The 22,847-nt window shown below is 63.7% G+C and carries 18 protein-coding genes and 2 riboswitches; of the genes, 12 read left to right on the top strand and 6 right to left on the bottom strand.

Annotated elements, in window-relative coordinates; genetic code table 11:
- Positions 1-20 precede the first annotated feature (20 nt).
- Positions 21-1,223: an MFS transporter gene (locus tag AB1402_06310; GenBank protein ID MEW6541210.1), complete on the bottom strand. Its 1,203-nt coding sequence runs from the start codon at positions 1,221-1,223 to the stop codon at positions 21-23.
- 164 nt (positions 1,224-1,387) lie between these two features.
- On the opposite strand from AB1402_06310, the gene AB1402_06315 reads away from it, so the two are divergent.
- On the top strand, positions 1,388-1,735 hold the full coding sequence (locus AB1402_06315) for a DUF2512 family protein (protein MEW6541211.1): 348 nt from the start codon (positions 1,388-1,390) through the stop codon (positions 1,733-1,735).
- A 177-nt stretch (positions 1,736-1,912) separates the two neighbouring features.
- On the top strand, positions 1,913-2,167 hold the full coding sequence (locus AB1402_06320; GenBank protein MEW6541212.1) for a hypothetical protein: 255 nt from the start codon (positions 1,913-1,915) through the stop codon (positions 2,165-2,167).
- 551 nt (positions 2,168-2,718) lie between these two features.
- On the opposite strand, the gene AB1402_06325 is transcribed toward AB1402_06320, so the two are convergent.
- Positions 2,719-3,174, bottom strand: coding sequence for an Rrf2 family transcriptional regulator (locus tag AB1402_06325; GenBank protein ID MEW6541213.1), 456 nt, complete (start codon positions 3,172-3,174; stop codon positions 2,719-2,721).
- A 143-nt stretch (positions 3,175-3,317) separates the two neighbouring features.
- Positions 3,318-3,512: a hypothetical protein gene (locus AB1402_06330; protein ID MEW6541214.1), complete on the bottom strand. Its 195-nt coding sequence runs from the start codon at positions 3,510-3,512 to the stop codon at positions 3,318-3,320.
- 381 nt (positions 3,513-3,893) lie between these two features.
- On the opposite strand from AB1402_06330, the gene AB1402_06335 reads away from it, so the two are divergent.
- From AB1402_06335 to AB1402_06345, 3 genes are all read left to right on the top strand, one after another.
- Entirely contained in the window at positions 3,894-5,048 is a 1,155-nt protein-coding gene (locus AB1402_06335) for a YibE/F family protein (protein MEW6541215.1), read from the top strand.
- 120 nt (positions 5,049-5,168) lie between these two features.
- The gene (locus AB1402_06340; protein MEW6541216.1) at positions 5,169-5,651 is read left to right on the top strand and encodes a metal-dependent transcriptional regulator; all 483 of its coding nucleotides are present in this window, start codon (positions 5,169-5,171) and stop codon (positions 5,649-5,651) included.
- Positions 5,652-5,889: 238 nt separating this feature from the next.
- Entirely contained in the window at positions 5,890-7,734 is a 1,845-nt protein-coding gene (locus AB1402_06345; protein MEW6541217.1) for an NADH-dependent [FeFe] hydrogenase, group A6, read from the top strand.
- Between the two features lie 155 nt (positions 7,735-7,889).
- Here the strand turns inward: AB1402_06345 and AB1402_06350 are convergent, their stop codons facing one another.
- Together AB1402_06350 and AB1402_06355 are read right to left on the bottom strand one after the other, a co-directional pair.
- On the bottom strand, positions 7,890-8,729 hold the full coding sequence (locus AB1402_06350) for a metal ABC transporter permease (GenBank protein MEW6541218.1): 840 nt from the start codon (positions 8,727-8,729) through the stop codon (positions 7,890-7,892).
- Entirely contained in the window at positions 8,730-9,473 is a 744-nt protein-coding gene (locus tag AB1402_06355) for a metal ABC transporter ATP-binding protein (GenBank protein ID MEW6541219.1), read from the bottom strand.
- A 145-nt stretch (positions 9,474-9,618) separates the two neighbouring features.
- Here AB1402_06355 and AB1402_06360 point away from each other — a divergent pair, with 145 nt between their 5' ends.
- The 5 genes from AB1402_06360 to AB1402_06380 all read left to right on the top strand — a co-directional run bounded on the left by AB1402_06360 (position 9,619) and on the right by AB1402_06380 (position 18,088).
- On the top strand, positions 9,619-12,462 hold the full coding sequence (locus tag AB1402_06360; protein ID MEW6541220.1) for an HAD-IC family P-type ATPase: 2,844 nt from the start codon (positions 9,619-9,621) through the stop codon (positions 12,460-12,462).
- A gap of 137 nt (positions 12,463-12,599) precedes the next feature.
- A complete protein-coding gene (locus AB1402_06365; protein ID MEW6541221.1) occupies positions 12,600-15,011 on the top strand; it encodes an ATP-binding protein in 2,412 nt (803 codons plus the stop codon).
- 103 nt (positions 15,012-15,114) lie between these two features.
- Positions 15,115-15,235: riboswitch (molybdenum cofactor riboswitch) on the top strand.
- Positions 15,236-15,289: 54 nt separating this feature from the next.
- Positions 15,290-15,432: riboswitch (molybdenum cofactor riboswitch) on the top strand.
- 144 nt (positions 15,433-15,576) lie between these two features.
- Positions 15,577-16,422 carry a substrate-binding domain-containing protein gene (locus AB1402_06370; GenBank protein ID MEW6541222.1) on the top strand — a complete coding sequence of 282 codons (846 nt, stop codon included), beginning with the start codon at positions 15,577-15,579 and terminating at the stop codon, positions 16,420-16,422.
- 161 nt (positions 16,423-16,583) lie between these two features.
- Positions 16,584-17,357 (top strand): ABC transporter permease, encoded by a 774-nt coding sequence (locus tag AB1402_06375; GenBank protein MEW6541223.1) that lies wholly within the window; start codon positions 16,584-16,586, stop codon positions 17,355-17,357.
- Positions 17,354-18,088, top strand: coding sequence for a phosphate ABC transporter ATP-binding protein (locus AB1402_06380; protein MEW6541224.1), 735 nt, complete (start codon positions 17,354-17,356; stop codon positions 18,086-18,088). Before AB1402_06375 ends, AB1402_06380 begins: the two co-directional genes overlap by 4 nt.
- On the opposite strand, the gene selD is transcribed toward AB1402_06380, so the two are convergent.
- Positions 18,085-19,152, bottom strand: coding sequence for a selenide, water dikinase SelD (selD, locus tag AB1402_06385; protein ID MEW6541225.1), 1,068 nt, complete (start codon positions 19,150-19,152; stop codon positions 18,085-18,087). The genes AB1402_06380 and selD overlap by 4 nt on opposite strands.
- Positions 19,153-19,362: 210 nt before the next feature.
- Here selD and AB1402_06390 point away from each other — a divergent pair, with 210 nt between their 5' ends.
- A complete protein-coding gene (locus AB1402_06390) occupies positions 19,363-20,589 on the top strand; it encodes a glycosyltransferase family 4 protein (protein ID MEW6541226.1) in 1,227 nt (408 codons plus the stop codon).
- Positions 20,582-22,747: a glycogen debranching N-terminal domain-containing protein gene (locus AB1402_06395; GenBank protein MEW6541227.1), complete on the top strand. Its 2,166-nt coding sequence runs from the start codon at positions 20,582-20,584 to the stop codon at positions 22,745-22,747. Before AB1402_06390 ends, AB1402_06395 begins: the two co-directional genes overlap by 8 nt.
- The last annotated feature ends 100 nt before the right edge of the window (positions 22,748-22,847 follow it).

Below are 22,847 nucleotides of genomic sequence, written 5' to 3' on the forward strand. Positions count from 1 at the left end.
AGAGAATCAGTCGTTCTTGATCAATCCCGAATCCTGAATCCGCCGTCCCGCCCCATCGTCGCCAGGTAGGCAACCAGCCCCAGCAGGGCCGCCCCCGCCGCCACCAGGTACATCTCCCGGTAAGCCAAATACTGCGACAAAAGGCCCAGCAGGACCGCACCCGTACCGATCCCGAGGTCGAAAGCAGTGGCAAAGGTGGCGCTGGCCGCCCCCCGCCGGTGTGGGGCACAGCGCGCATAGGTCATCGCCTGCAAGGTGGGGTGGGTCGCACCCAGCCCGGCGCCGCTGATCACCGCGGCGGCCAGAAATCCGCTCAGTTCGGTGGCCAGGGCCAGAATCACCGTTCCGGCCGCGATCGCCGCCAGGCCCGGCACCACTACCAGGCGATGCCCCCGCCGGTCATACAACCGTCCGCAAAACGGACGGGAGGCAACCACCGTCAGGGCGAAGGCCGTAAAGTAAATCCCCGCGTTCATGATCCCGTGTTGGGCCGCATGCAGGGCGATGAAGGTAGCAACGCCGCCGTAAGTGAAAGTCACGAAGTAGATCACCAGGGCCGGTCCCAATGAAGTCCGTTCATAAAGCGCCGGGCGGTGACCGGCGACGGCCGGGGTAAACGGCGGCATCCTGATCGTTTTGACCACTAGAAAGGCGACGGCCGCCAGCACCCCGCACACCACGAACAACGCGGTGAAGCCGAATCGATTGGCGATAAAAAACCCTGCCGCCGGGCCCACCGCCATGCCCAGGTTCGCCCCCAAACCAAAGTAGCCCATGCCCTCTCCCCGGCGGGGCGGCGGTACGATGTCGGCCACCGCCGTGGCCGAAGCCGTGGTCACCATCCCCCAACCCCCGCCGTGGATGATCCGGAGCATGAACAGCAGCGGGACGGTGAGGGCCCAGACGTACCCGAAAACAGCCAGGGTGAAGACCGCCGTACCGAGAAGCCACAAACTCTTGCGGCCGTGACGGTCGAGGGCCAACCCCGTCCAGGGTCGGACGGCCAAGGCCGCCACCGTGAAGATACCGTTGATCAGGCCGATAATCAGCGGGGTGGCCCCCATCCGGTCCACGAATACCGGAATGGTCGGCATCAGCATCTGAAAACCCGTAAAGATCACCAGGGTGAACAGGCAGGTTAGCGCAAAATCCCGCGTCCAAAGGACCGGACGGGGTGCCCCCGCCGCCGGGAAGCCCGGTACCGCCGGTGCTGGCCGACTCAATAACTTTACCCCCCCCGACAGCAACCTCAGCAGAATTATTCGTGATCAATCTCACTAATACCTGCCGGCAAAGTCCGGGCCAAGGCCATCCGAACCAAACCGCATAAACCCGTCCGTATCAACAGATACTGGAACTTGAAACGTTCTTTTCGGGAGGACAGACCTTGGCTTTTGCCGTCGTACTCGCCGTGAAATTCGTCTACACCGCCGCCATCCTGTTTGGAGCACTCGGTCTCTTCGGCCATTTTTCCCCCGGAAATATTCTGGTCACTGCCGCGGTGCTCGCCGTTTTTCTGTACGCGATCGGCGATCTTTGGGTTCTACCCAACTACGGCGTCTGGTCGGCCACGGCCGTCGATGTGCCGTTGGCCGGTTTGATCATCTGGGCCACCGAACTGATTCTGGGCGGTCTGGGCGTTCCCATCCTTAACCTGGCGGTGGCGCTGGGAGTAATCGCGGTAGCGGAACACCTTTTTCACCTGTACCTGTCCGAGGCCGGGCTTCCACAATAAGCAATCCTGAGGTATTCCGCATAATCTAAATGGTAGTAGCCAAAAACCCGCCGGCTTGACTACTTCTCCCCTCAAAGCAGCATTTTCTATTCATGCCATTGAGTGGTAGTATATTGGCATATATTTCCTGAAAGGGTGAGGAAAATCAAGAAGTTCTTTTCTTGGAGCACCCTGGCGTTGATTTTGGCTTTTCTTGCGGGGGGACTGGCGGAGAATCAACTACGGTTGATCGCGGCGGTCTCGGGGAACCTGGGAGGTTTGTTCGAGTTCCTTGCGGTTCAGGTATCGATCCTATGGGCCGTATTACTGGCTGTGGCTGGAGCCGGACTGATGGCACTGGCGATCAGGATTTCCGGGGGACGGCGCAGCGGCGAACCGGCCCGCAATTACAACCTTAGCACCCGGGTCCGCAAACGCGAACGGACCGGCTGAATAATCATCCACTCTACTGATTTCGGCCGCCGTCGTAGCGCGGCCCAGGGTAAGACGACTCCGCTTGCCGCCCCCCGCCGGGAAAGCCCCGTCGCCCTCAGAACGTGGCGTGGGACGGTTCGGGTTTGCCGAAGCTGCACGCTGAACCGGTGAAGGCGTCGCTCGGATAGGGCTGCCATAAAAAGAAAACCGGTCCTTTGAAGGACCGGGTACGGGCTCCCGCAGTGGTTAGTTGACCATTTTCTTGCCGGGCGAAACCGCCCAATGATAAACCCGCTTCTGCCGGCGCTTACGCTTCCACTGGGACCGGGTCCGGACGGCCGGGATCTCTTTAGTGGAACTGAGCTGCAAAATACGCCTTTTTGTAAGCAGCGGGTTAACGCCCTGGCTCTCACAAATCATTTCAAAGAGCGGCGTACGCAAAAAACCCACCGCGGAAACGTAAGGAGAACGGTTCCCTCCACGGGGGCCGCCCCGAATATCCCGTACCACTTCCCTTAAAATCGCAGATCCCAGCCGGACATATGCCTCCGTCATGTTTCCCCTTCTTTCTAGCAACCCGCCCGCCGGTTTTCCGGTCGGCATTGGTTGTTAAGCATTTCCGCCTGCTCTTGTACCATGTCGGCCAAGGTTGTGGAACTAACCACTTTCGAGACGGCATCGGAAAGCCGGCACCAGAAGTTGCGCATTCCGCACGCGTCCGCCCGGGAACAGGAACCCGGGTCACCAACACAGTCCACCACTTTGGCTTCCCAACCCAGAGTGGTCATAACTTCCATCATACTGATCTCCGCAGGGTCACGGGCCAGGATAAAACCCCCGCGCGCGCCCCGGATGCTGCGTACCAAACCGGCCGCCTTCAAAAGCAAGATCAGTTGTTCAAGATAAGGTTGGGATACCTTCTGCCTGTGAGCGATGTCCCTTAGGCATACCGGACCGTTGCCGTGGTGCTCCGCTATATCCACCAGTGCCCGGGTGCCGTAACGCACGCGCGTCGACATCCTCATCTCGTACCGCGTCTCCTTCCGGCTCACCGTCAAGGCCCGATACATAATTAGGTATAAACACTATTATTTTAGTCAAGATTATAGCACGTTGATCAGTATGCGTCAAATGACAAAAACTCACAAGAATCGGCCGAATTCGACGCCTATCGCCTGTTTATGCGGTCCAGGAGCCTGCCAAGGATAAACGCCAGTACCAGGCTGCCGAAGCCGACAACCAGAAACACCAGGGCCATCAACTCCAGGGTCCGGTTTCCATCGGCCAAGTTGTAGATTGCCGCCGCCGCCGCGATGAAAAGGATGGCGGACACTGTTCGTAGGATAAGGTGTCCTTGCGACATGTCTGACCTCCCCGGCACAAACCCACTCTTGGGTTGTTTTTCGACCATTGTCTTATTTAATTGGCCGCCGCCCGCCGGCAATCCTTTTTTCCCCGCCGGTTTTCTCTCCCCACCGGCAGGAAAACCGCAGGCCGGCATTCAATACTAACTAAAGTTGTCCTGTCGACCCCTCCATAGTTATCCGGGAGGTGTTGCCCTGAAGCGTTTCCCGGCGCTCTTTCTGGTACTGGTTTACCTGGGAGGGGTAGCCGTAACATCCTGGCCCGGTGTTCGTCTGCCCGTTCTTAATAATCGGCGCGGGAATTCCCATCTCCTTCAGGGGATTGAGAGTGTCACTGAGGTATTGTATCTGAAATTCTCACCAGGCGGGAGAAGCATATCTTGTTTTACAAAACGGCGCTGCTGACGGCGGTATTGGCGGCAACTCTAACTCTTATGACAATGGGGTTTTGGTGCGACAGCGGGGAAGCGGGCACTGAAAAGCGCGGGACGGAAACGTTTTTCCGGGCACGGGTGCTGACGGTGGAGAAAGCTGAAACCGAGAACGAAGCGGCGCCCGGTCTTGTGCTGACACAGCAGACGCTTACCGTTCAAATCATCGGCGGGCCGTATGACGGCCGGCAGGTTACGGTCGTGGATAGTCACACCGGGCACCCGGCTTACGATTTTCACGTGCAGCCCGGGGACAGGGTGTTGGTCTCGGCCGAAGTGGCCGGCGGGGAGTTGATCGGTGCTTACCTGGCCGATTATGCTCGGGATCACTATCTCTTCTACTTGATCGGGGCCTTCGTCCTGGTCCTGGTGCTGACCGGTGGCTTGAAGGGTGTGAAGACGGTGGTCACCCTGCTGATCACCGGTCTGGCGGTCGGCTGGGTTCTGCTGCCGCTGCTGTTGAAAGGCTATAACCCGATTGTCTTGGCGGTGCTGGTGTCGGCCGCGGTGGTGGCGGTGACGTTCGCCCTGATCGGCGGTCTCGGTGTCAAAACGCTGGCCGCCACCATCGGCACGACCGGCGGCGTGATAGTGGCGGGGCTGATGGCCTTTCTGGCCGGATCGGCGGCCCAGTTGAGCGGGTTTGCCAGCGATGAGGCCGTAATGCTCTTGTATGTCCCCCAGGCGGTGCAGTTCGATTTCCGGGGCATCCTGTTCGCCGGGATGATCATCGGGGCCCTGGGCGCGGTAATGGACGTCGGAATGTCCGTGGCCTCCGCGATGGAAGAAGTCAGGAAGGCCAACCCGGCCGTGCGGCCGCGGGACCTGTTTCACGCCGGCATGAATGTGGGCCGGGATGTGATCGGGACCATGGCCGACACGCTGATTCTCGCGTACACCGGCGCGGCCATCCCGCTGCTCCTGGTGTTTCTCGCCTATGATACTCCGTTTTTAAAGATCATCAACCTCGACCTGATCGCCACCGAGGTGATACGCGCCCTGGCCGGCAGCATCGGGATGATCTTGAGTGTACCCCTGACCGCCGTGGCCGCCGCTCTGCTGATGGGTCGGCAGTCCGTAGATCCCCGCGCTTCCCGCCCCTAAGCAATTCAGTAACCCTTTCTTGTGCGGATTGGGCTGTATAAAACAACCGGAGCCGGACTAATTTACGATGGGGGAGTATTGGGTTATACTTATCTAAAAGCGGCCGGGAGGCACCATGCCATGACCGGGTACTCCCAATCGGTGGAAGACTATCTGGAGACCCTGTACGTGATCGGGCTGGGGCAGAAAGTGGTCCGGGTGAAAGACGTGGCCCACGCCTTGGGGGTGACCATGCCTTCCGTGGTCGCCGCCGTCCGGACGCTGTCCGAAAAGGGCCTGGTTGAACAGGAGAAATACGGGCACATTGAGCTGACCGAGAAAGGTCAGGCGGTGGCCGCGGAGGTATATGCCCGGCACCAGATGCTGTTCGCCTTCTTCAGCGAGATTCTGGGGCTCGACCCGGTGGTGGCCGAGCAGGATGCCTGCCGGGTGGAGCACCACCTATCCCCGGAGGCCCGCGAGCGGCTGCTGAAGATGGTGGAGTTCGTCCGCTCCTGTGAGGATGAGAAAGTTCGCTTTTTGGACCGCTTTATTCAGTTTGCGGAAACCGGCGAGCACGGCCCGTGCCGGGGCTGCCCGCTCGGCGAAGCCCCGAAAGAGTAAAGCACGATTCACATTGAATCGCGCCCGCATATGTCTGCCTGCCTTGTCTTCCGGTCACCCATTATAAAAGCCGAATATTCATTGTCATCGCCGATTGCTACAGGGGCCGAAAAGGGGCCAGGACCCTTTTTCGCCTTTTGGTGATTTGGTGTACCGGTATTAAACTGCGCTCAACGCTAAAGAATATCCACAAACAGCAAATGGCCACTATTGCCCAGTGTTAAGACGGAGGTGCGCGGTGCGGCAGGAGACCACGACGGAAACCGGGTTGAAGCGGGAGGCCGGCAAGAAGACGCGGGCCGGCGAGCGGATGGTGGGACTGACCATCGACGACCGGGAAGTGACTGCCCCGGAAGGCGCCAACTTGGTAGACATCGCCCGGGAGCACGGCATTGATATTCCGACCCTCTGCTACCTGAAGGGCGTGAGCGAGCCCGGGTGCTGCCGGGTGTGCGTGGTGGAGGCCGAGGGGGCGCGCACCCTGCCGGCGGCGTGTGTTACGCCGGTGCGTGAGGGAATGGTGGTCCGGACCAACACGCCGCGGGTGCGGCGGACCCGCCGCCGGGTGGTGGAACTCCTGCTGACCGAGCACTACGCGGAGTGTCCCGTCTGTCCCCGGGCCCAAACGTGCGAACTGCGGGCGGTGGCGGCCCGGGTGGGCCTTAATCGCCTCCGGTTGCCGAACCGCCGGCGCCGCCGCCAACTGCTTGCCGAAAACCCGTTTATGGTCCGCGATCCCGACAAGTGCATCAAGTGCCGCCGTTGCCTTGAGGTCTGCCGCAAGGTCCAGGGCGTGGACGCTGTCGGCGCGGCCGGGCGCGGGTTCGACACGGTGATCGGCCCGGCCTTCGGGGACGCCCACGTCGAGGCCGCCTGCGTCAGCTGCGGGCAGTGCCTGATGAGTTGCCCGACCGGGGCGCTCACCGAGCGGGAATATATCCACGAGGTGTGGAAGGCGATCGACGACCCCGACCGGCAGGTGGTGGTACAGACCGCACCCGCCATCCAGGTGACCCTGGGCGAGGAGTTCGGAATGCCGGTCGGCACGGTGGTTACCGGCAAGATGGTCGCGGCTTTGCGCCGCATCGGTTTTGACACCGTGTTTTCCACCGAGTTCGCCGCCGACCTGACCATTATGGAGGAAGCCCACGAACTCCTCGAACGGCTGGAAGGGAAGGGGGATTTGCCGCTGATCTCCTCCTGCAGCCCAGGCTGGGTCAAGTTTTGCGAGCACTACTACCCGGAGTTCCTGGACAACCTGTCCACCTGCAAGTCGCCCCAGGAAATGCTGGGAGCCCTGGTTAAGAGTTACTACGCCGAGAAGGAAGGGCTTGACCCCGCCCGCCTGATGACCGTGGCCGTCATGCCTTGTACGGCCAAAAAGTTCGAGGCCTCCCGCCCCGAACTGGTCTCCCGGGAAGGGCGGCGCGACGTGGACTTTGTGCTCACCACGCGCGAGGTGGCCCGGATGATCCGCCAGGCCGGCATCGACCTGGAAACCCTTGAAGACCAGGAGTTTGACCAGCCGCTGGGCATCGCCACCGGGGCCGGGGTGATTTTCGCCGCCACGGGCGGGGTGATGGAAGCGGCCGTCCGTACCGCCTACGCCCTGACCGAAGGTGAGGAAATGGCGCGGGCGGACTTCCATGCCGTACGCGGTTTGAACGGCGTGCGCGTGGCCGAGGTGCACCTGCGGGGCCGGATCCTGAAACTGGCGGTGGCGCACGGCACCCGCAACGCCCGGCGCCTGATGGAGCAGATCAAGGCCGGGGCCGAGTACCACTTCCTCGAGATTATGGGTTGCCCGGGAGGCTGCATCGGCGGCGGGGGGCAGCCGATAGTCGGTGCCGGCCGGCGCGAACCGGCTCAGGAGTACCGGCGCAAACGCGCCGAGGCGCTTTACAGTATCGACCTGAGGCGGGAGTTGCGCCGGGCACACGAAAATCCGGCGGTGCGCAAACTCTACGACGAATACCTGGGCCATCCCTTAAGCGAAAAGGCCAAGGAGCTTTTGCACACTACCTATACCCCGCGGGGCCGCTACCCCAGGGGGCGGCCGGAGAACACCGCCCGCCTGCACTAGCGCCCACCCTTCCCGCCGCGCATGTTTCGCCCGCCCGAGCCAAGCCGTAATCCGCTGTCGACGCGGCGCACGGAGCCCAGCGGCGGTCCCCGCCGCCTGCCGTTTCCGCGGGCGCCGGACATCCGGCTATGTTATGACACTTGGCGGTTCGACCCTCAGGCGGATGGGCGGAGCTTGTTTCGCAGGTACTGAATCCGCCCGCGCCGGGGAGACAGCGCAAAGGCCAGGAAAAAGAGGGCGGTGGCGCACAGCACGATGGTGGCGCCCGAGGGCAGGTTGAAGACATAGGAAAGCATGAGCCCGGCTATGGCGGAGAAAACCCCGCTGCCAACGGAGATCGCCAGCATCCCCCTGAAGTTCCGCGAGAGTTCATAACCGGTGACCGCCGGGATGACCAAAAGAGCCGAGGCCAGCACGATCCCCAGGATCTTTACGCTCACCACCACGGTTACGGCGATGACGGTCAGGAGCGCATAGTAGAGAAAGGTGACCGGAATGCCGGCGGCCCGCGCCGACTCCTCGTCGAAGCACACAAACAGAAGTTCCTTGAAGAAGAAGATCAAGAACAACGCGATCACCGTTCCGCTCGCGGTGAGCAGGACGATGTCCGTCCATGTGACCGCCAGGATGTTGCCGAACAGGAAGCCGAAAAGCTCCGGCTGGTAGCCCGGGGCTAAGCTGATCAGGGCGATGCCCAAAGCCATGCTGGCGCTAAAAAAAACCCCGATTACGGTGTCCGCGTGCAACCGCCCTTTCTTGCTCACCAGCCCGATGGCCCAGGCCACCACGGTGCAGAAGGCGGCCGCCGAGAACACGGGGTTCACTCCCAGGAGCACGCCGACGGCGATCCCTCCGAGCGCCGAGTGCGAAACTCCCACGCCCACGAAAGACATCCGCTGCAGGACGACAAACAGGGAGACGAAGGAACAGAGCAACCCGGCCAGAATCCCGGCCAGAAACGCCCGTTGCATAAACTCGTACGCCAGGAAGTCCATCTAGAGCCCCCCCCGCGCCGGAAACCCAAGAGGCTGGGCGCCGTAGGCTTGAGCCAGCCCGGGACTCGCCAGCACTTCCCGGGCGGTGCCCCGGGCGTGCACAAAACCTTTCAAACAGATCATTTCGTCCGCGCAGTCGGCCACGCTGGTGATGTCGTGGGAGACGACCAGGATGGTCAGCCCGTAGTTTTGCTGCAACTCCCGAACCACCCGGTAGAAAGTGCGCTGGGCCACCAGGTCCAAGCCGTTGGTCGGTTCATCGAGGATCAAGAGCCGGGTGTGGCTGCACAAGGCCCGGCCCAGAAAGGCCAACTGCTGCTGGCCCCCGGACAGCTCGCCGATGGGCTTTCCGATCAGGCGGTCCTGAAAGCCGATCCGGCGCAGGGTTTCGGTGGCCGCTTCCCTGTCGGTCCGGGAAGGAAAACGGAAGAGGCCGATGCAGCCCACCCGGCCCATCATCACGACGTCGTGGGCCGAAACGGGGAAACCCGGGTCGAACTGCTGCCGCTGGGGCAGGTAGCCCACGAGGTGCTTCCGGTTCTGCGGGCCGTTCGGGGGTTTGCCGAACAAGAGCACCCGGCCGGAGTCCGGCCGCACCAAACCCAGGATCGCCCGCACCAGGGTGGTTTTGCCGGCGCCGTTGGGGCCGATGACCGCCACAAACGCGCGCTGGGCCACGTCCAGGTCGATGCCGTCCAGGACACGTACTCCCCGGATCGAGACGCTCACTTGTTGCAGGGACACGGCCGCTTCGTTTTCCGGTGTGATGCCGACCGCCCTCCATTTCCTTAACTAGTGTATATCCGAATCCGCCCGGCCGCAAGACTCACGAGCGTCACGCGACTAATCGGCCGACGCCGGTGCCGGTCATCCAGGATGCTGGTTGTAAATGACGATCATCGAAAAGCTATTAGCTTCGGGCGGGCGTGAGAACCGGTTTTTTGGGCGGCGTATATTTTGGAACCGCCCAGGTACGCTAGAACAGGAACACGGTGGCAAGGGGGAAGTTCGACTGTATCACCGTCTGGACCGGGAAGAAGTTTTCAACAAGTTGAAAACCGGCCCCGAAGGCCTTTCAGAGAAAGAGGCGGCCGAGCGCCTGCGCACGGTCGGCCCGAACACCCTGGAAGCCGAGGAGCGGTTCAAGCCGCTCCAGGCTCTCCTGCGCCAGTTCACCGATCCCCTCATCTATATCCTGCTGATCGCCGCTGCCTTTACCGCCCTGATCCGCGAGTTCATCGACATGTGGGTCATCCTGGCCGTCGTGATCGTCAATGCCGTCATTGGTTTCACCCAGGAACTCAAGGCCGAGCAGGCCGTCAGGTCCCTGGCGGCGTTGACCGCGCCCCGGGCCCAAGTGATTCGCGGCGGCCGGGAGGTGGAAATCGACGGCGTCGGCCTCGTACCGGGGGATATCGTCCTGCTGGCCTCGGGAGCCCGGGTGCCGGCCGACCTCCGCCTGATCGAAGTAAACCGGCTGGAGATCGACGAATCGGCCCTGACCGGGGAATCCCTGGGCGCAAGCAAGGACGTGCGGCCGTTGCCGGCGGAGCGCCCGGCCTTGGGGGACTTGAAGAACATGGCCTTCATGGGCACCCTGGTGCTGTCCGGAAGGGGGCGGGGGCTGGTCACCGGCACGGGCGCGGCCACCGCCCTCGGCAAAATCTCGGAGCAGGTGCAGCAAGTGAAATCGGCCCCCACGCCCCTCCAGGTGCAGCTCGGGCGTTTCGGCCGCTGGCTGGGCTACGGCATCCTGGCCGTTTCCGGGGCGGCCGTACTGTTGGGTCTGGCCTTGGGCCGGCCCGTGCCCGAGATGCTTTTAACCGGCATCGCCCTAGCCGTGGGTGTCATTCCCGAGGGTCTCCCCGTGGTGGTGACTCTCACGCTGGCCATCGGGGTGAGGCGGATGGCCCGGCGGAACGCCGTTGTCCGGCGCCTGCCGGCCGTGGAGACCCTTGGTTCGACCACAGTGATCGCCTCGGACAAAACCGGGACCCTGACCAAGAACGAGATGACCGTGCAGGTGATTGCCGCCGGCGGTGTCACCTACCAGGCGAGCGGCGTCGGTTTCGCGCCGGAGGGCCGGATCACCGGTCCGGACGGGGAACCGGCGCGGCTGCAGGACCACCCGGCCTTAAGACTCTGCCTGCGGGCGGGGCTTTTGGCCAACGAGTCCAAACTCGGCTTTGAGGAAGGAAGGGGGTGGTTTCCGCAGGGAGACCCCACTGAGGTCTCCCTGATCGTGGCGGCGCGCAAAGCCGGGATGGATCCGGACCGGGAGGCGCGGTCCTATGCGGTCGTCGACCAGATCCCCTTCGAATCGGACCTGATGTACATGGCTTCACTCTGCCGACACCCGCGCGGGGAGGGCAAGTTCGTGTTCGTAAAAGGGGCTCCCGACCGAGTCCTCGAGATGTGTACGCACGTGATCATCGGCCCCGGGGGCGAGGCCGCGCCCCTGGAGGACCGGGAGGCGGTCCTGAAACAGTACCGGGTCCTGGCCGGCGACGGGCTGCGGGTGCTGGCCTTCGCCTACCGGAAGGAACCGGCGGCGGTCGAGGTGCTGTGGCCGGCCTCGGTGGAGGAAGGGCTCACCCTGATCGGGTTCCAGGGAATGCTGGACCCGCCCCGGGAGGAGGCGCTGCAGGCGATCAACCAGGCCAAGCAGGCCGGGGTGCGGGTGATTATGGTGACCGGTGACCACCAGTCCACCGCGGTGGCTGTCGCCCGCCGCTTGGGGATGGTCCGGGGGGAGGCCGTGCCGGTGCTCACCGGCCCAGACATTGAGGACATGCCGGACGAAGAGCTGAACCACAAGATGCGGTACGTGAACGTCTTCGCCCGGGTGGCGCCCCTGCATAAACTGCGCATCGTGCAGCAACTGATCAAGCGGGGCGAGGTGGTGGCCGTGACCGGGGACGGGGTGAACGACTCCCCGGCCCTGAAAGCGGCGCACATCGGCGTGGCGATGGGGAGGACGGGCACCGACGCGGCCAAGGAGACGTCCGACATGATCGTCACCGACGACAACTTCGCCGGCATCTTCGCCGCGGTGCGCGAGGGGCGGGTCGTTTTTGACAACATCCGCAAGTCGGTCCTTTTTTTGCTGTCCACTGGCTTGGCGCAGATCATCCTGATCCCCGCCGCCCTAGTGCTGCTTTTGCCGCTGCCGCTTCTGCCCGCCCAGATCCTGTGGCTGAACCTGGTAACCAACGTGCTGCAGAACGCGGCCCTGGCTTTTGAACCGGGGGAGAAAGAGATTGTGAACCGGCCGCCGCGCCGGCGCACCGAACCGGTGATTTCCCGGCTGATGGCCGAACGGCTGGTGATCATCGGGGCGGTGATCGCGGTGGGTACCCTCTACACTTTCCTCTGGGCCTTAAACCAGGGGTACGGCCTGGAACACGCCCGCACCGTGGCCCTGACCACCATCGTGTTTTTTCAGCTGTTCAGCGTGTTCAACGTGCGCTCCGAGGTTGAGTCGGTCTTCCGGATGCGCTTTTTGTCGAACCCCTTCCTGTTCTTCAGCGTGGTGGCGTCGATCATCGCCCAGATCGCGGTCGTCTACGCGCCCGCCTTCCAGTTCGTGTTCCGCACCGCCCCCTTGAACGCCCAAGATTGGGTGGTAATCACTCTAGTGGCCACCACCGTGATTGCGGCCGTCGAGGTCGAAAAGGCCCTGCGCCGCTTCGTGCGGGTGAAGCGGGCGGAGGCCCTCGCCCGCCGCCGGTAATCCGCCGGTAATCCGCCGCCTATCCGCCGCCGGTAGTCCGCCGGTAATCCGGCTCCTCGAAACAGCAGGAATATTCTCCAAAAGCATTGAATAAAAATAATAGTTTTACTTCCTGACGGAAGGGGTGTCGCGGTCCGGTGAATAAAGCCACGGCCGAACAGGTGCGCCGAGTCTGCGCGCCGGAGAGCCTCGGTTTCGCCCACACCGACGAGTTGCCGTCGCTGGAGGGGATTATCGGGCAGGAACGGGCGGTGAGAGCCCTGCACTTCGGTCTGGGGATCAAGGGGCAGGGTTTTTCCGTCTTTGTGGCCGGACTTCCAGGCACCGGCAAGATCACCGCGGTGCAGAACTTCATCGAGGAGTTGGCCGCCGGGCAGCCGGTCCCCGCGGACTGGTGTTACGTTCACAATTTCCGGCAGCCCCAGCGCCCCCGGGCCCTGGAACTCCCGACCGGGAAGGGGGCGGGACTGCAGGATGACCTGCAGCAAATCATCGCCCTGGTTCAGCGGGACATCCGCCGGGCCTTCAACAGCGAGGAATACGGGCGCCGGCGCACAGAGCAGTTGGAGGTGTTCGCCGCCCGCCGGAACGAACTCTTAAACGCCCTGGGAAAAGCGGTGCACGAGAAGGGGTTCGCGCTGCAGGTCACCCCGGTGGGCTTCATGGTCACCCCCCTGGTGGACGGTCGGATGGTCAAGGAAGAAGAGTTTATGAGTCTGCCTTTGGAGGTCCGCGAAGGCTTCGCCCACCGCAAAGACCAGTTGCAGGGCACCATCCAGGACGCCATGCGCCAGTTGGGCGGGGTCGAACGGGAAGCCCGCGAGGCCCTGGAGAAGCTGGACCGGGAAGTGGCGGAATTCGTGGTGGTGCCCTTGGTGGCCCCGCTGCAGGACAAGTACGGGGAGTTGCCCGCGGTCCTGGAGTACCTGGACGAGGTCCGCGAGGACCTTTTAAAGAACTACGGGCTGTTCAAGGAGGCCGGCTTCGAGGCCGAGCCGCGGGAGCAGAAGGGGGGGCATTCGCGAACGGACTCCGTCCGCAAGTACGAAGCGAACGTGCTGGTCGACAACTCCGGGCGCCAGGGCGCTCCGGTGGTGATGGAGGTCAACCCGAGCGTGCCAAATCTGGTGGGCCGTATCGACCGGGAGGCGCAGTTCGGGGCACTGGTGACGGACTTCACCATGATCCGCCCCGGCTCGCTGCACAACGCGAACGGCGGCTACCTGGTCATCCCGGTGGACGAGCTGTTGAAAAACCCCCTTTCGTGGTCGGTCCTGAAGCGGGCGATGCGCAACGAGAGGATTTCAATCGAGGACTTCGGGGACCGGGCCGGGATCCTGTCGGCAAAAAGCCTGCAGCCGGAACCGGTGCCCTTCCGCGCCAAGGTGGTGCTGCTGGGCAGCCCGGATTTGTACCGGCTGTTTTACCTCCTGGACCCGGAGTTCCAGGAGTTGTTCAAGGTTAAGGCCGAGTTCGACAGCGTGATGCCGCGGAACCCGGAAAACGTGCGCCAATACGCCGCTTTCTTCGCCACCCTGTGCCGGAAAGAGGGGCTTAGGCACATCGATGTCTCGGGCATCGCCCGCCTGGTGGAGTACGGCTCCCGGATGGCCGAGGACCAGGAGATGCTGTCGGCCCGGTTCGCCGACATCGCCGACGTGGTGCGGGAGGCCAACCACTACGCGCTCTCCGAAGGGGCGGAATATATCTTAAGCGCGCACATCCGGCAGGCGGTCGGCGAGCGGTTGCACCGGGTGAACCTGGTGCAGGAGAAACTCGCCGAGTGGCTGGACCGCGGCGTCCTGCTGGTGGAGACCGACGGAGCACAGACCGGCCAGGTGAACGCCCTGACCGTGGCCGACCTCGGGGACATTTCCTTTGGCCGGCCGGTCCGGGTCACGGCCGGCGTGGCGGCCGGCCGGAGCGGCGTGGTCGACATTGAACGGGAGGCCAGGCTCGGGGGCCCGGTGCACACCAAGGGGGTCTTGATCCTGGGCGGCTTCCTCGCCGAGCGCTTCGGACGGGACGAGCCCTTAACCCTGGCGGCGCGGTTGGTCTTCGAGCAGTCCTACGCGGGCGTGGACGGGGACAGCGCCTCGGTGGCCGAGTTGGCGGCGATAATGTCCGCCCTCACCGGCGTGCCGGTCCGCCAGGGGATCGCCGTGACCGGGTCGATGAACCAGAAGGGACGGGTACAGGCGGTCGGCGGCGTCAACGAAAAGGTGGAGGGCTTCTTCGACCTCTGCTGGGCCCGCGGGCTGACCGGCGGGCAGGGAGTGGTCATCCCCCGGGCGAACGTCCAGAACCTGATGCTGAAGGAGGAAGTGGTCGAGGCCGTGCGCGCCGGGCGGTTTGCCGTCTTTCCGGTGGATACGGTGGACGAGGCCTTGTCCGTCCTGACCGGAGAAGCGCCCGAGAGGCTGCAGGCGCTGGCCGAAGAACGCGTCAAGGCCCTGCGCGAGATACTCCGCGACCACGGAGAGGACGGCGCGGCGGGCGACGCGGGCGGCTGCGACTCCTGCGGCGCCGCTGGCCGGTCAACCGGCTAGCTGAATCAGGAGGCCGCTCGGGTGTGCCCCGGGGGCGTTAACGCCAAATTAGGCAATTCCGGCCGGCAGGAATCCGGCCGGTGAAGGCGAACTGGTAAAACTCAAGTCCAGCTTTCTTCGAGTTCACGGCCTAAGGCCCGCAGGGTTAGGGCCGGCGAACCGGCAGGGTGTGCCGGGAAACGGGCACGCCTCCCGTTGCGGAAAGGAGAAGGGCGGTTTCCGGTTGGCAGAACCGGGCCCGGCTTTTCCGTGCGGCCCGGTTTTTTTGTTGGCTAAAACTTGATCTGGGTGCTCCGAGCCTCTGTCCCTAAAGGGGACCCCCTGCTTGTCAGGAAGGGGGCCCCCAAGGGCGGCGGCCGATAGGGTGTGCCGGGAAACGGGCACGCCTCCCGTTGTGGAAAGGAGTTCCGGACCGGATTCGTAGTCCGGCCGGCGGTGTCTTTTCCGCCGGCCGGACGTTTTTCGTTCCGGGACACTTCGAGGGGGTGAGTTAGGGCCGTCCAGTCACATTATCGCGCAGCGTTCCGGAAATAGGCCAAAACATGACACTAAGGAGGAATTAGCCTTGACCTTAAGGAAAAGTGTAGTGCTCTTTGCGGCAGTGGTCTTTTTAACGGCGGCGTTCCTGGGCGGGTGCGGCGGTCAAGCGCCGCCGGCGCCGCCGGCGCCGGAAGCGAAGGAACTTAAACTGGCCACGACCACCAGCACGTACGACTCGGGTCTTCTGGATGCGTTGCTGCCGGTCTTTGAGGAAAAGCACAACTACAAGGTGTCCGTGATCTCGGTGGGCACCGGGGCGGCGCTGGAGACCGGCCAACGCGGCGACTGCGACGTGCTCCTGGTCCACGCCAAGGAGAAGGAACTGGCCCTGGTGGCGGAAGGACATTTTGTCGACCGCCATGACGTCATGTACAACGACTTCGTGCTGGTCGGCCCGCCCGACGACCCGGCGAACATCGCGGGCGGCCGGGACGTCAAGGAGGCGTTCGGCAAAATCGCGGCCGCTCAAAGCGTGTTCGTTTCCCGCGGTGACGATTCGGGCACTCACAATGCTGAACTGAAGATCTGGAAGGGAGCCGGGCTTGAACCCGCGGGCGGCTGGTACCACTCGGTCGGCCAGGGCATGGGCGACACCCTGCGGATGGCCGGCGAACTAAAAGGTTACACCCTGGCCGACCGCGGTACCTGGGTGTCCCTGAAGGAAGAATTGGACCTGAAAGTCGTGTTGGAGGGCGACCCGGCGCTTTTTAACCAGTACGGGGCCATGGCCGTTAACCCGGCCAACCACCCGCACGTGGACTACGAAGGGGCGAAGAAGTTCGTCGACTTCTTGGTCTCGGATGAAGGGCAGGGCCTGATCGCCGGCTTTGAAAAGCACGGTGAACAGCTGTTCGTGCCCAACGCTTCCTAAGACCAGGGGTCAGACCGCAAAACTTTAACTTGTCCGGGCCGGCAGCCGGACCCCACCGCGCTCCTGGCCCGGACCCCTATATAAGTATAAGGGTCAGGACGGTCAGGACCAGAACTTAACAGAGCCGCGGCTTGTTACTCTGAAACCTGGGGATACCCCGAGTGGCGTTTGCGCGTGGTATGGTTGTCTATCCCTTGGAAGGCCGATGGTATGGTTTCCAGCCGTGGACCAGGAAGGGAAGTGGGACTATCTGGGATGGGATCGTTGAGGCCTTCGGGCTGGTGGTGGCCCGTGACCCCAAGCTCATGCAGATCATCCGGCTTTCACTGCAGGTGTCGGGGGTGGCCATCGGCCTCGCCGCCCTGACGGGCATTCCGCTGGGCACCTGGCTGGGGATGCAGCCGGTCCGGCGGGTGCGCCTGCCCGCGCTCTTCCTCTACACCTTCATGGGGCTGCCGCCGGTTCTGGTCGGGCTTCTGGTCTACCTTCTGCTCTCCGCGCGGGGACCGTTCGGCGTGTTGAGCCTGCTCTACACCCCCACGGCCATGGTCATCGCCCAGACCATTTTGGCGCTGCCCATCATCGCCGGCCTGACCATGGTCGCCGTGCGCGCCAAAGACCGGGAGATCAGGGATACCGCCGTCTCGCTCGGGGCGGGCGCGTGGCAGGTGGCGCTCACCGTTGTGCGGGAGGCGCGGGTGGCGATCGTCGGCGCGGTGGTGGCCGGCACCGGCCGGGTGATGGCCGAGGTGGGGGCGGTGATGATGGTCGGCGGGAATATCGAGGGCAAAACCCGGGTAATGACCACCGCCATCGTGCTGGAAACCAGGCGGGGCAACTTCGAAATGGCCATCGGTCTGGGGATGGTGCTCTTGTTCCTGGCCTTCGTCATCAACACGGCGCTCTACCGCCTGCAGGGGGTGTCCAGGAATTGAGCGAGGCGGTGCTCACGGTGGACAACGTCAGCAAACAGTACGGGCCACGCGAGGTGCTGCGCGTGGAGCGGTTGTCGTTTGCCGCTGGCCGGATTCACGGCGTGATGGGGCCGAGCGGGGCCGGGAAGAGCACCCTGCTGCGGCTATTAAACCTGCTGGAGCGGCCGACGGCGGGCCGGATTCTCTACCGCGGGCGGGACGTGCACGCTTACCGGCCGCGGTTGGAGCTGCAGCGCCGGATGGCCATGGTATTTCAAAAACCGGTGCTCTTTGACGGAACGGTGTACGAAAACGTGGCCTACGGGCTGCGGGTGCGGGGCGCGCGCGGTCCGGAAGCGGCCGGCAAGGTGGATGACGCCTTGCGGCGGGTGGGACTGGAGCCGTTGCGGCGGGCGCGGGCGCTGACCCTGTCCGGCGGGGAGGCCCAGCGCGTGGCCATGGCCCGGGCGCTGGTGCTGGAACCGGACGTACTGCTGCTGGACGAGCCCACTTCGAACCTGGACCCCAACAACGTGGCGCTTCTGGAGGGGTTGATCCGGGGCGCTAGCGGCGGCAACGGCACGGCGGTGATCCTGGTCACGCACAACGTGTTCCAGGCGCAGCGCCTGGCTGACCGGGTGATCTTCCTCTATGAGGGGCGGGTCGTGGAAGAGGGACCGGCGGCGCAAGTGTTCGAAGCCCCTGGGGACGAGCGCACGCGGGCCTTCATTCGCGGAGAGATGGTTTACTAGGGCGCCCCCGCCCCGTTGCCGGCCCGGACCACGATGCGGCCCGGAGGAAGCGCGTCGGTCACCTCGCCGACCACCCGCGCTCCGAGCACCCCGTACTCCGCCAACTTGCGCATCAGTGTGTGGAGCTTCTCCCCCGGAACGGAGATCAAGAGCCCGCCCGAAGTCTGAGGGTCGAACATCAGGTCTTGGACCGCCAGCGGCACGTCCTGTTCGAAGGACACGTGTTCCCCGATGAAGCAGCGGTTGGCGTGCGCTCCCCGCGGGATCAGTCCCAGCGCGGCGTATTCCGGAGCCCGTTCGATCAGCGGCAGACTGCCGGCCTCGAACCGCAGGCCCACCTGGCTCCCCCGGGCCATCTCCAGCGCGTGCCCCAGGAGTCCGAAGCCGGTGATGTCCGTGCAGGCCGAAGGTCCGGTTTCGCGCATGGCCCGGGCCGCCCGGTCGTTCAGGGCGGCCATTTGAACCGCTACCGCCTCCTGGATTTCGGCGGGCACCATGTTCGCTTTCGCCGCCGAGGTGACGACGCCGGTGCCCAAAGGCTTGGTCAACACCAACCGGTCTCCGGGCTGAGCCGTGCTGTTCCGCACCACCAGCCGGGGGTGCACGATTCCGGTGACCGCCAGGCCGTACTTGGGTTCCTTGTCCTCCACGCTGTGCCCGCCCACGATCAGGGCGCCGGCCTCCCGCACTTTTTCCGCCCCGCCGATCAGGATTTGGGCCAGGACGTCCAAGTGCCCCTCTTTGGTGGGGTAGCAGATGATGTTCAGGGCCGTGAGGGGGATGCCGCCCATGGCGTAGATGTCGCTCAACGCGTTGGCGGCCGCGATCTGACCGAAGCGGCGCGGGTCGTCGACGATCGGTGTGAAGAAATCGACGGTCTGCAACAGCGCCGTCTCGTCATTGATCAAATACACCCCGGCGTCGTCCGACGTCTCGATACCCACCAGCAGCCGGGCGTCTTCCATGGCCGGCAAATGATTCAAAACTTGGGCCAGAGCCTCAGGCCCGACTTTGGCCGCTCACCCGCCGCCGACCGTGAGGGAAGTCAATCTGGGAGCGTCCACGCACGCCACTCCTTAGTCCAAACCTTTCCTCAATCTTATCATTAGGAATTAATTTCAACCATATTATTATCCTCTATATAAAAAACTTTTATTGAAAGAGCCATGCGCGCCGGAGTCAGGGTCCCGGGACGGGGCATATGGCCGGCCCCCGGCGATAAGTATTAGTGTGCGAGATTTAGAACTTGCACTGCAGGGGAGGATGGGGAACTTTTGCGTATTTCGAAGTTGCACTGGGCCTTTCCGCCGATTATCGGCGGGGTGGAAACCCACCTGATGATGCTGGGTCCGGAGTTGGTGGCGCGGGGCTTAACCGTCAACCTCCTGACCGGGTCCGTCGACGGCCGTGAAACCATTGACTATCAGGGGATGACGGTCACCCGTACCCCGTTGATGGACCTCAACGGCCTGGGTTCGCCCGCCGGGATTCAGGAGTTGGCCCAAGACATCCGGGACGAGTTGGCCGCATTTGTCAAAAAGACCCGGCCCGACCTGATTCACGTCCACAACATGCACTATTTCAGCCCGGTGCACGCCAGGGTGCTGGCCCGCATCAGCCGCCGGGAGAATATCCCGTTGGTGCTGACCGCTCACAATGTCTGGGACGACGAATTGTGGTGCGAGATGTTGTCCTTCCGGCCGGTCTGGGACGCGGTGATCGCCGTGAGCCGGTTCATCAAGCGGGAACTGGTGAAGAACGGGTTTCAAGCTTCCCGGGTGCATGTCGTGCACCACGGCATGGACCTGGAGCGTTTCACCCCGGTCGGCGCCGCGAAACGGGAAGGGATTCTCGGCCGGCATCCTGCGCTGCGGGGCCGCCGGGTGATGTTCCACCCGGCCCGGATGTCTCTGGCCAAAGGTTCGGATTTCGCGGTACGGGCCTTCGCGGAAATGAAGAAGAAGCTGCCGGACCTCTGCCTGGTGATGGCCGGCACGGAGAAGACGGTGGACTGGGGCAGTTACCAGGGGCCGGAGATCCGGAAGATCAACGCCCTGATCAGCAGCCTGAAACTGGCGGACGACGTGTACATTCGGTTTTTCCCCTGGGACGAGATCGCCGACATGTACCGGGTGGCCGACGTAGTCGTGTACCCGTCGGTTTTCGAAGAACCGTTCGGGTTGGTGATGCTGGAAGCCCTGGCTTCAGGCATCCCGATCGTGGTGACTGAATCCGGCGGGATGCCAGAGGTGATTGAAGACGGGTTCAACGGTTTCGTCGTGCCCCGCCGCGACCCCCACGCGCTGGCCCAGCGCTGCCTGTTGATCCTGGACGACCCGGTCGTGGCGGCCCGGCTTGCGGCCAACGGTCTGCGTCGTGCCCGGGAGAGGTTCTCCTTGCCGGCGATGATTGATAATACGCTGGACGTGTACCGGCGGGTGGTGGCGGACCGGGAACGCGCCGTGACTTCCGGCGAACTGGTGCTCGGGGCGCATGCTTGAGCTGCGGGTGGCGCCCCGGGAAATCGAAGAATCCTTCGAGGTCTTGAAGGAAGGCGACCTCTTTTTGACCAGCCTGCCCGGGGGGGACATCCCCGGGCACAGCATGGCCGGTCTCGGCCTGTACTATCGGGACACTCGTTTCTTAAGCCGCCTGGAGCATTTTATCGGCGACAACCGCCCGGTGTTGCTTTCTTCATCCACCCGCGGCAGCCATCTCGAGCAGGTGGAACTGACCAACCCGGAATTCGAGGCGGCCGGGGGGGTGCGGCTGCCGCTGCAAAGCCTGCACCTGCGCCTGCTGCGAGTGGTGCGCGACTCCCTGTACCAACGCCTGCGGGTGGTGAACTACAACCAGTTTGAGGTGCCGGTGCCTTTGCGGGTGCTTATCGGCGCCGATTTCCGGGACATCTTCGAAATCCGGGGGGCGCGGCGGCCGGAGCGCGGAGACTTTCTGCCCGCAGTGCGTTCCGGGAGTTCTTTCTTGCTGCGTTACCGGGGGCTGGACGGCATTGTCCGGGGCTGCCACGTGGTATTCGACCCGCCGCCGGCTGAGATTCGTGAAACCGGGGACGGGATGCTGTGCACCTTTGACCTGATCCTGCCCCCGCAGCGCAAAGTCTACCTCACCTGGCTGGTCCGGCCGCTTTTGGAACCGGAGGCGGGGGTGGTTCAGGAGTGGTCCGGGCGGCGCCTGGACGTCGTTTTTCGGGCGGCCGCCGGTGAACAGGCCGAGGAACACCGCCGGTGGCGCAACCGGAGCACCCTGTTCACGAGCGACAACGAAGTGTTCAACCGGATGCTGGAACGGTACACTTCGGATCTGCGGGCACTGTACGCCGCCTATCCGGACGGACGCATCGTCGAGGCGGGCATTCCCTGGTACGCGGCCCCGTTCGGCCGCGACTCCCTGATCACCGGCATGCAGACCCTGATCTTGAACCCCGACCTGGCCCGCGACACGCTCCGTTTCCTGGGCCGCCACCAGGGGCGGACGGTCGACGAACGGCGCGAGGTCCAACCGGGCAAAATCCTGCACGAATTGCGGCGCGGCGAAATGGCCAACTGCGGGGAGATCCTGCATACGCCGTACTTCGGGTCGGTCGACGCCACGCCCCTGTTTGTGGTGCTGTTGGGCAAGTACTTCGCCTGGACGGGGGACCGGGCGCTGTTGACCGAGATGCGGGAGAACCTGGAGTCCGCGCTGGCCTGGTGCCGGGAATACGGGGACCGTGACGGGGGCGGTTACCTGGAGTACCACGGACAGGCGGAGGGAGGGCTGAACAATCAGGGCTGGAAAGATTCCTGGGACGCCGTGGTTGATCCGGAGGGGCGCCCGGCCGACCCGCCGATCGCCCTGGTCGAAGTCCAGGGGTACTGGTACCAGGCCCTGGAGCACGGGGCCCGGCTCATCAAGGTGCTTGGGGACGAACACGGGGCCGAGCAGCTGCGGGCCGAGGCCCGGCAGTTGAAAGCGCGTTTTATCCGGGACTTCCAAGTGCCGGGGGAGGATTATCTGGGATTTGCTCTGGACGGAAAGAAACGGCTGCTGTCCACTGTGGTTTCGAACATGGGGCATTGCCTATGGAGCGGCATTCTCGACCCGGGGCCGGCCGCCGGGGTGGTGCGGCGGATGTTTCGGCCCGACATGCATTCGGGCTGGGGCATTCGGACCATGAGCCGCTGGGAAAAGGCGTACAACCCGATGAGCTACCACAACGGATCGGTCTGGCCCCACGACAACGCCATTATCGGTGCGGGCTTGCGCCGGTACGGCCTCCTGACCCACCTGGAACAACTGTTCACCGGCTTCTTCGAGGCGGCGCAGTACTTTCCCTACCAGCGGCTACCCGAGCTTTTCTGCGGTTTCGCGAGGCGCCTCACCGGAGAACCGGTGCGCTATCCAATCGCCTGCGATCCCCAGGCCTGGGCGATCGGGAGCATATTCATGTTCCTTCAGGCGGCACTGGGCCTGAACTGCTCGAAAAAGGGCCTGCACGTCGCGAAGCCGGTCCTGCCGGGTTGGCTGCGGGAACTTACCGTTGAAAACGTGCGGGTGCGCGGTGGCACGGTCGACCTGCGGTTCAGCCGTTCCCGCGGGACGACCCGCTGCGAGCTGCTTCGTCAGGAGGGTCCGGTGACGGTTTCCGTTGAAGAGTGAGCCCGCAGCAGGAGACAGGAATCTTCTTGCAGGGTGGAGAAGGAACCCATTTAAGAGTTGGATTCTGCTGAAAGCCGCAGGTATGCCGGCGGTTGGCACT

The sequence above is a fragment of the Bacillota bacterium genome, assembly GCA_040757205.1.
Lineage (GTDB): Bacteria > Bacillota > Desulfotomaculia > Desulfotomaculales > Desulforudaceae > Desulforudis.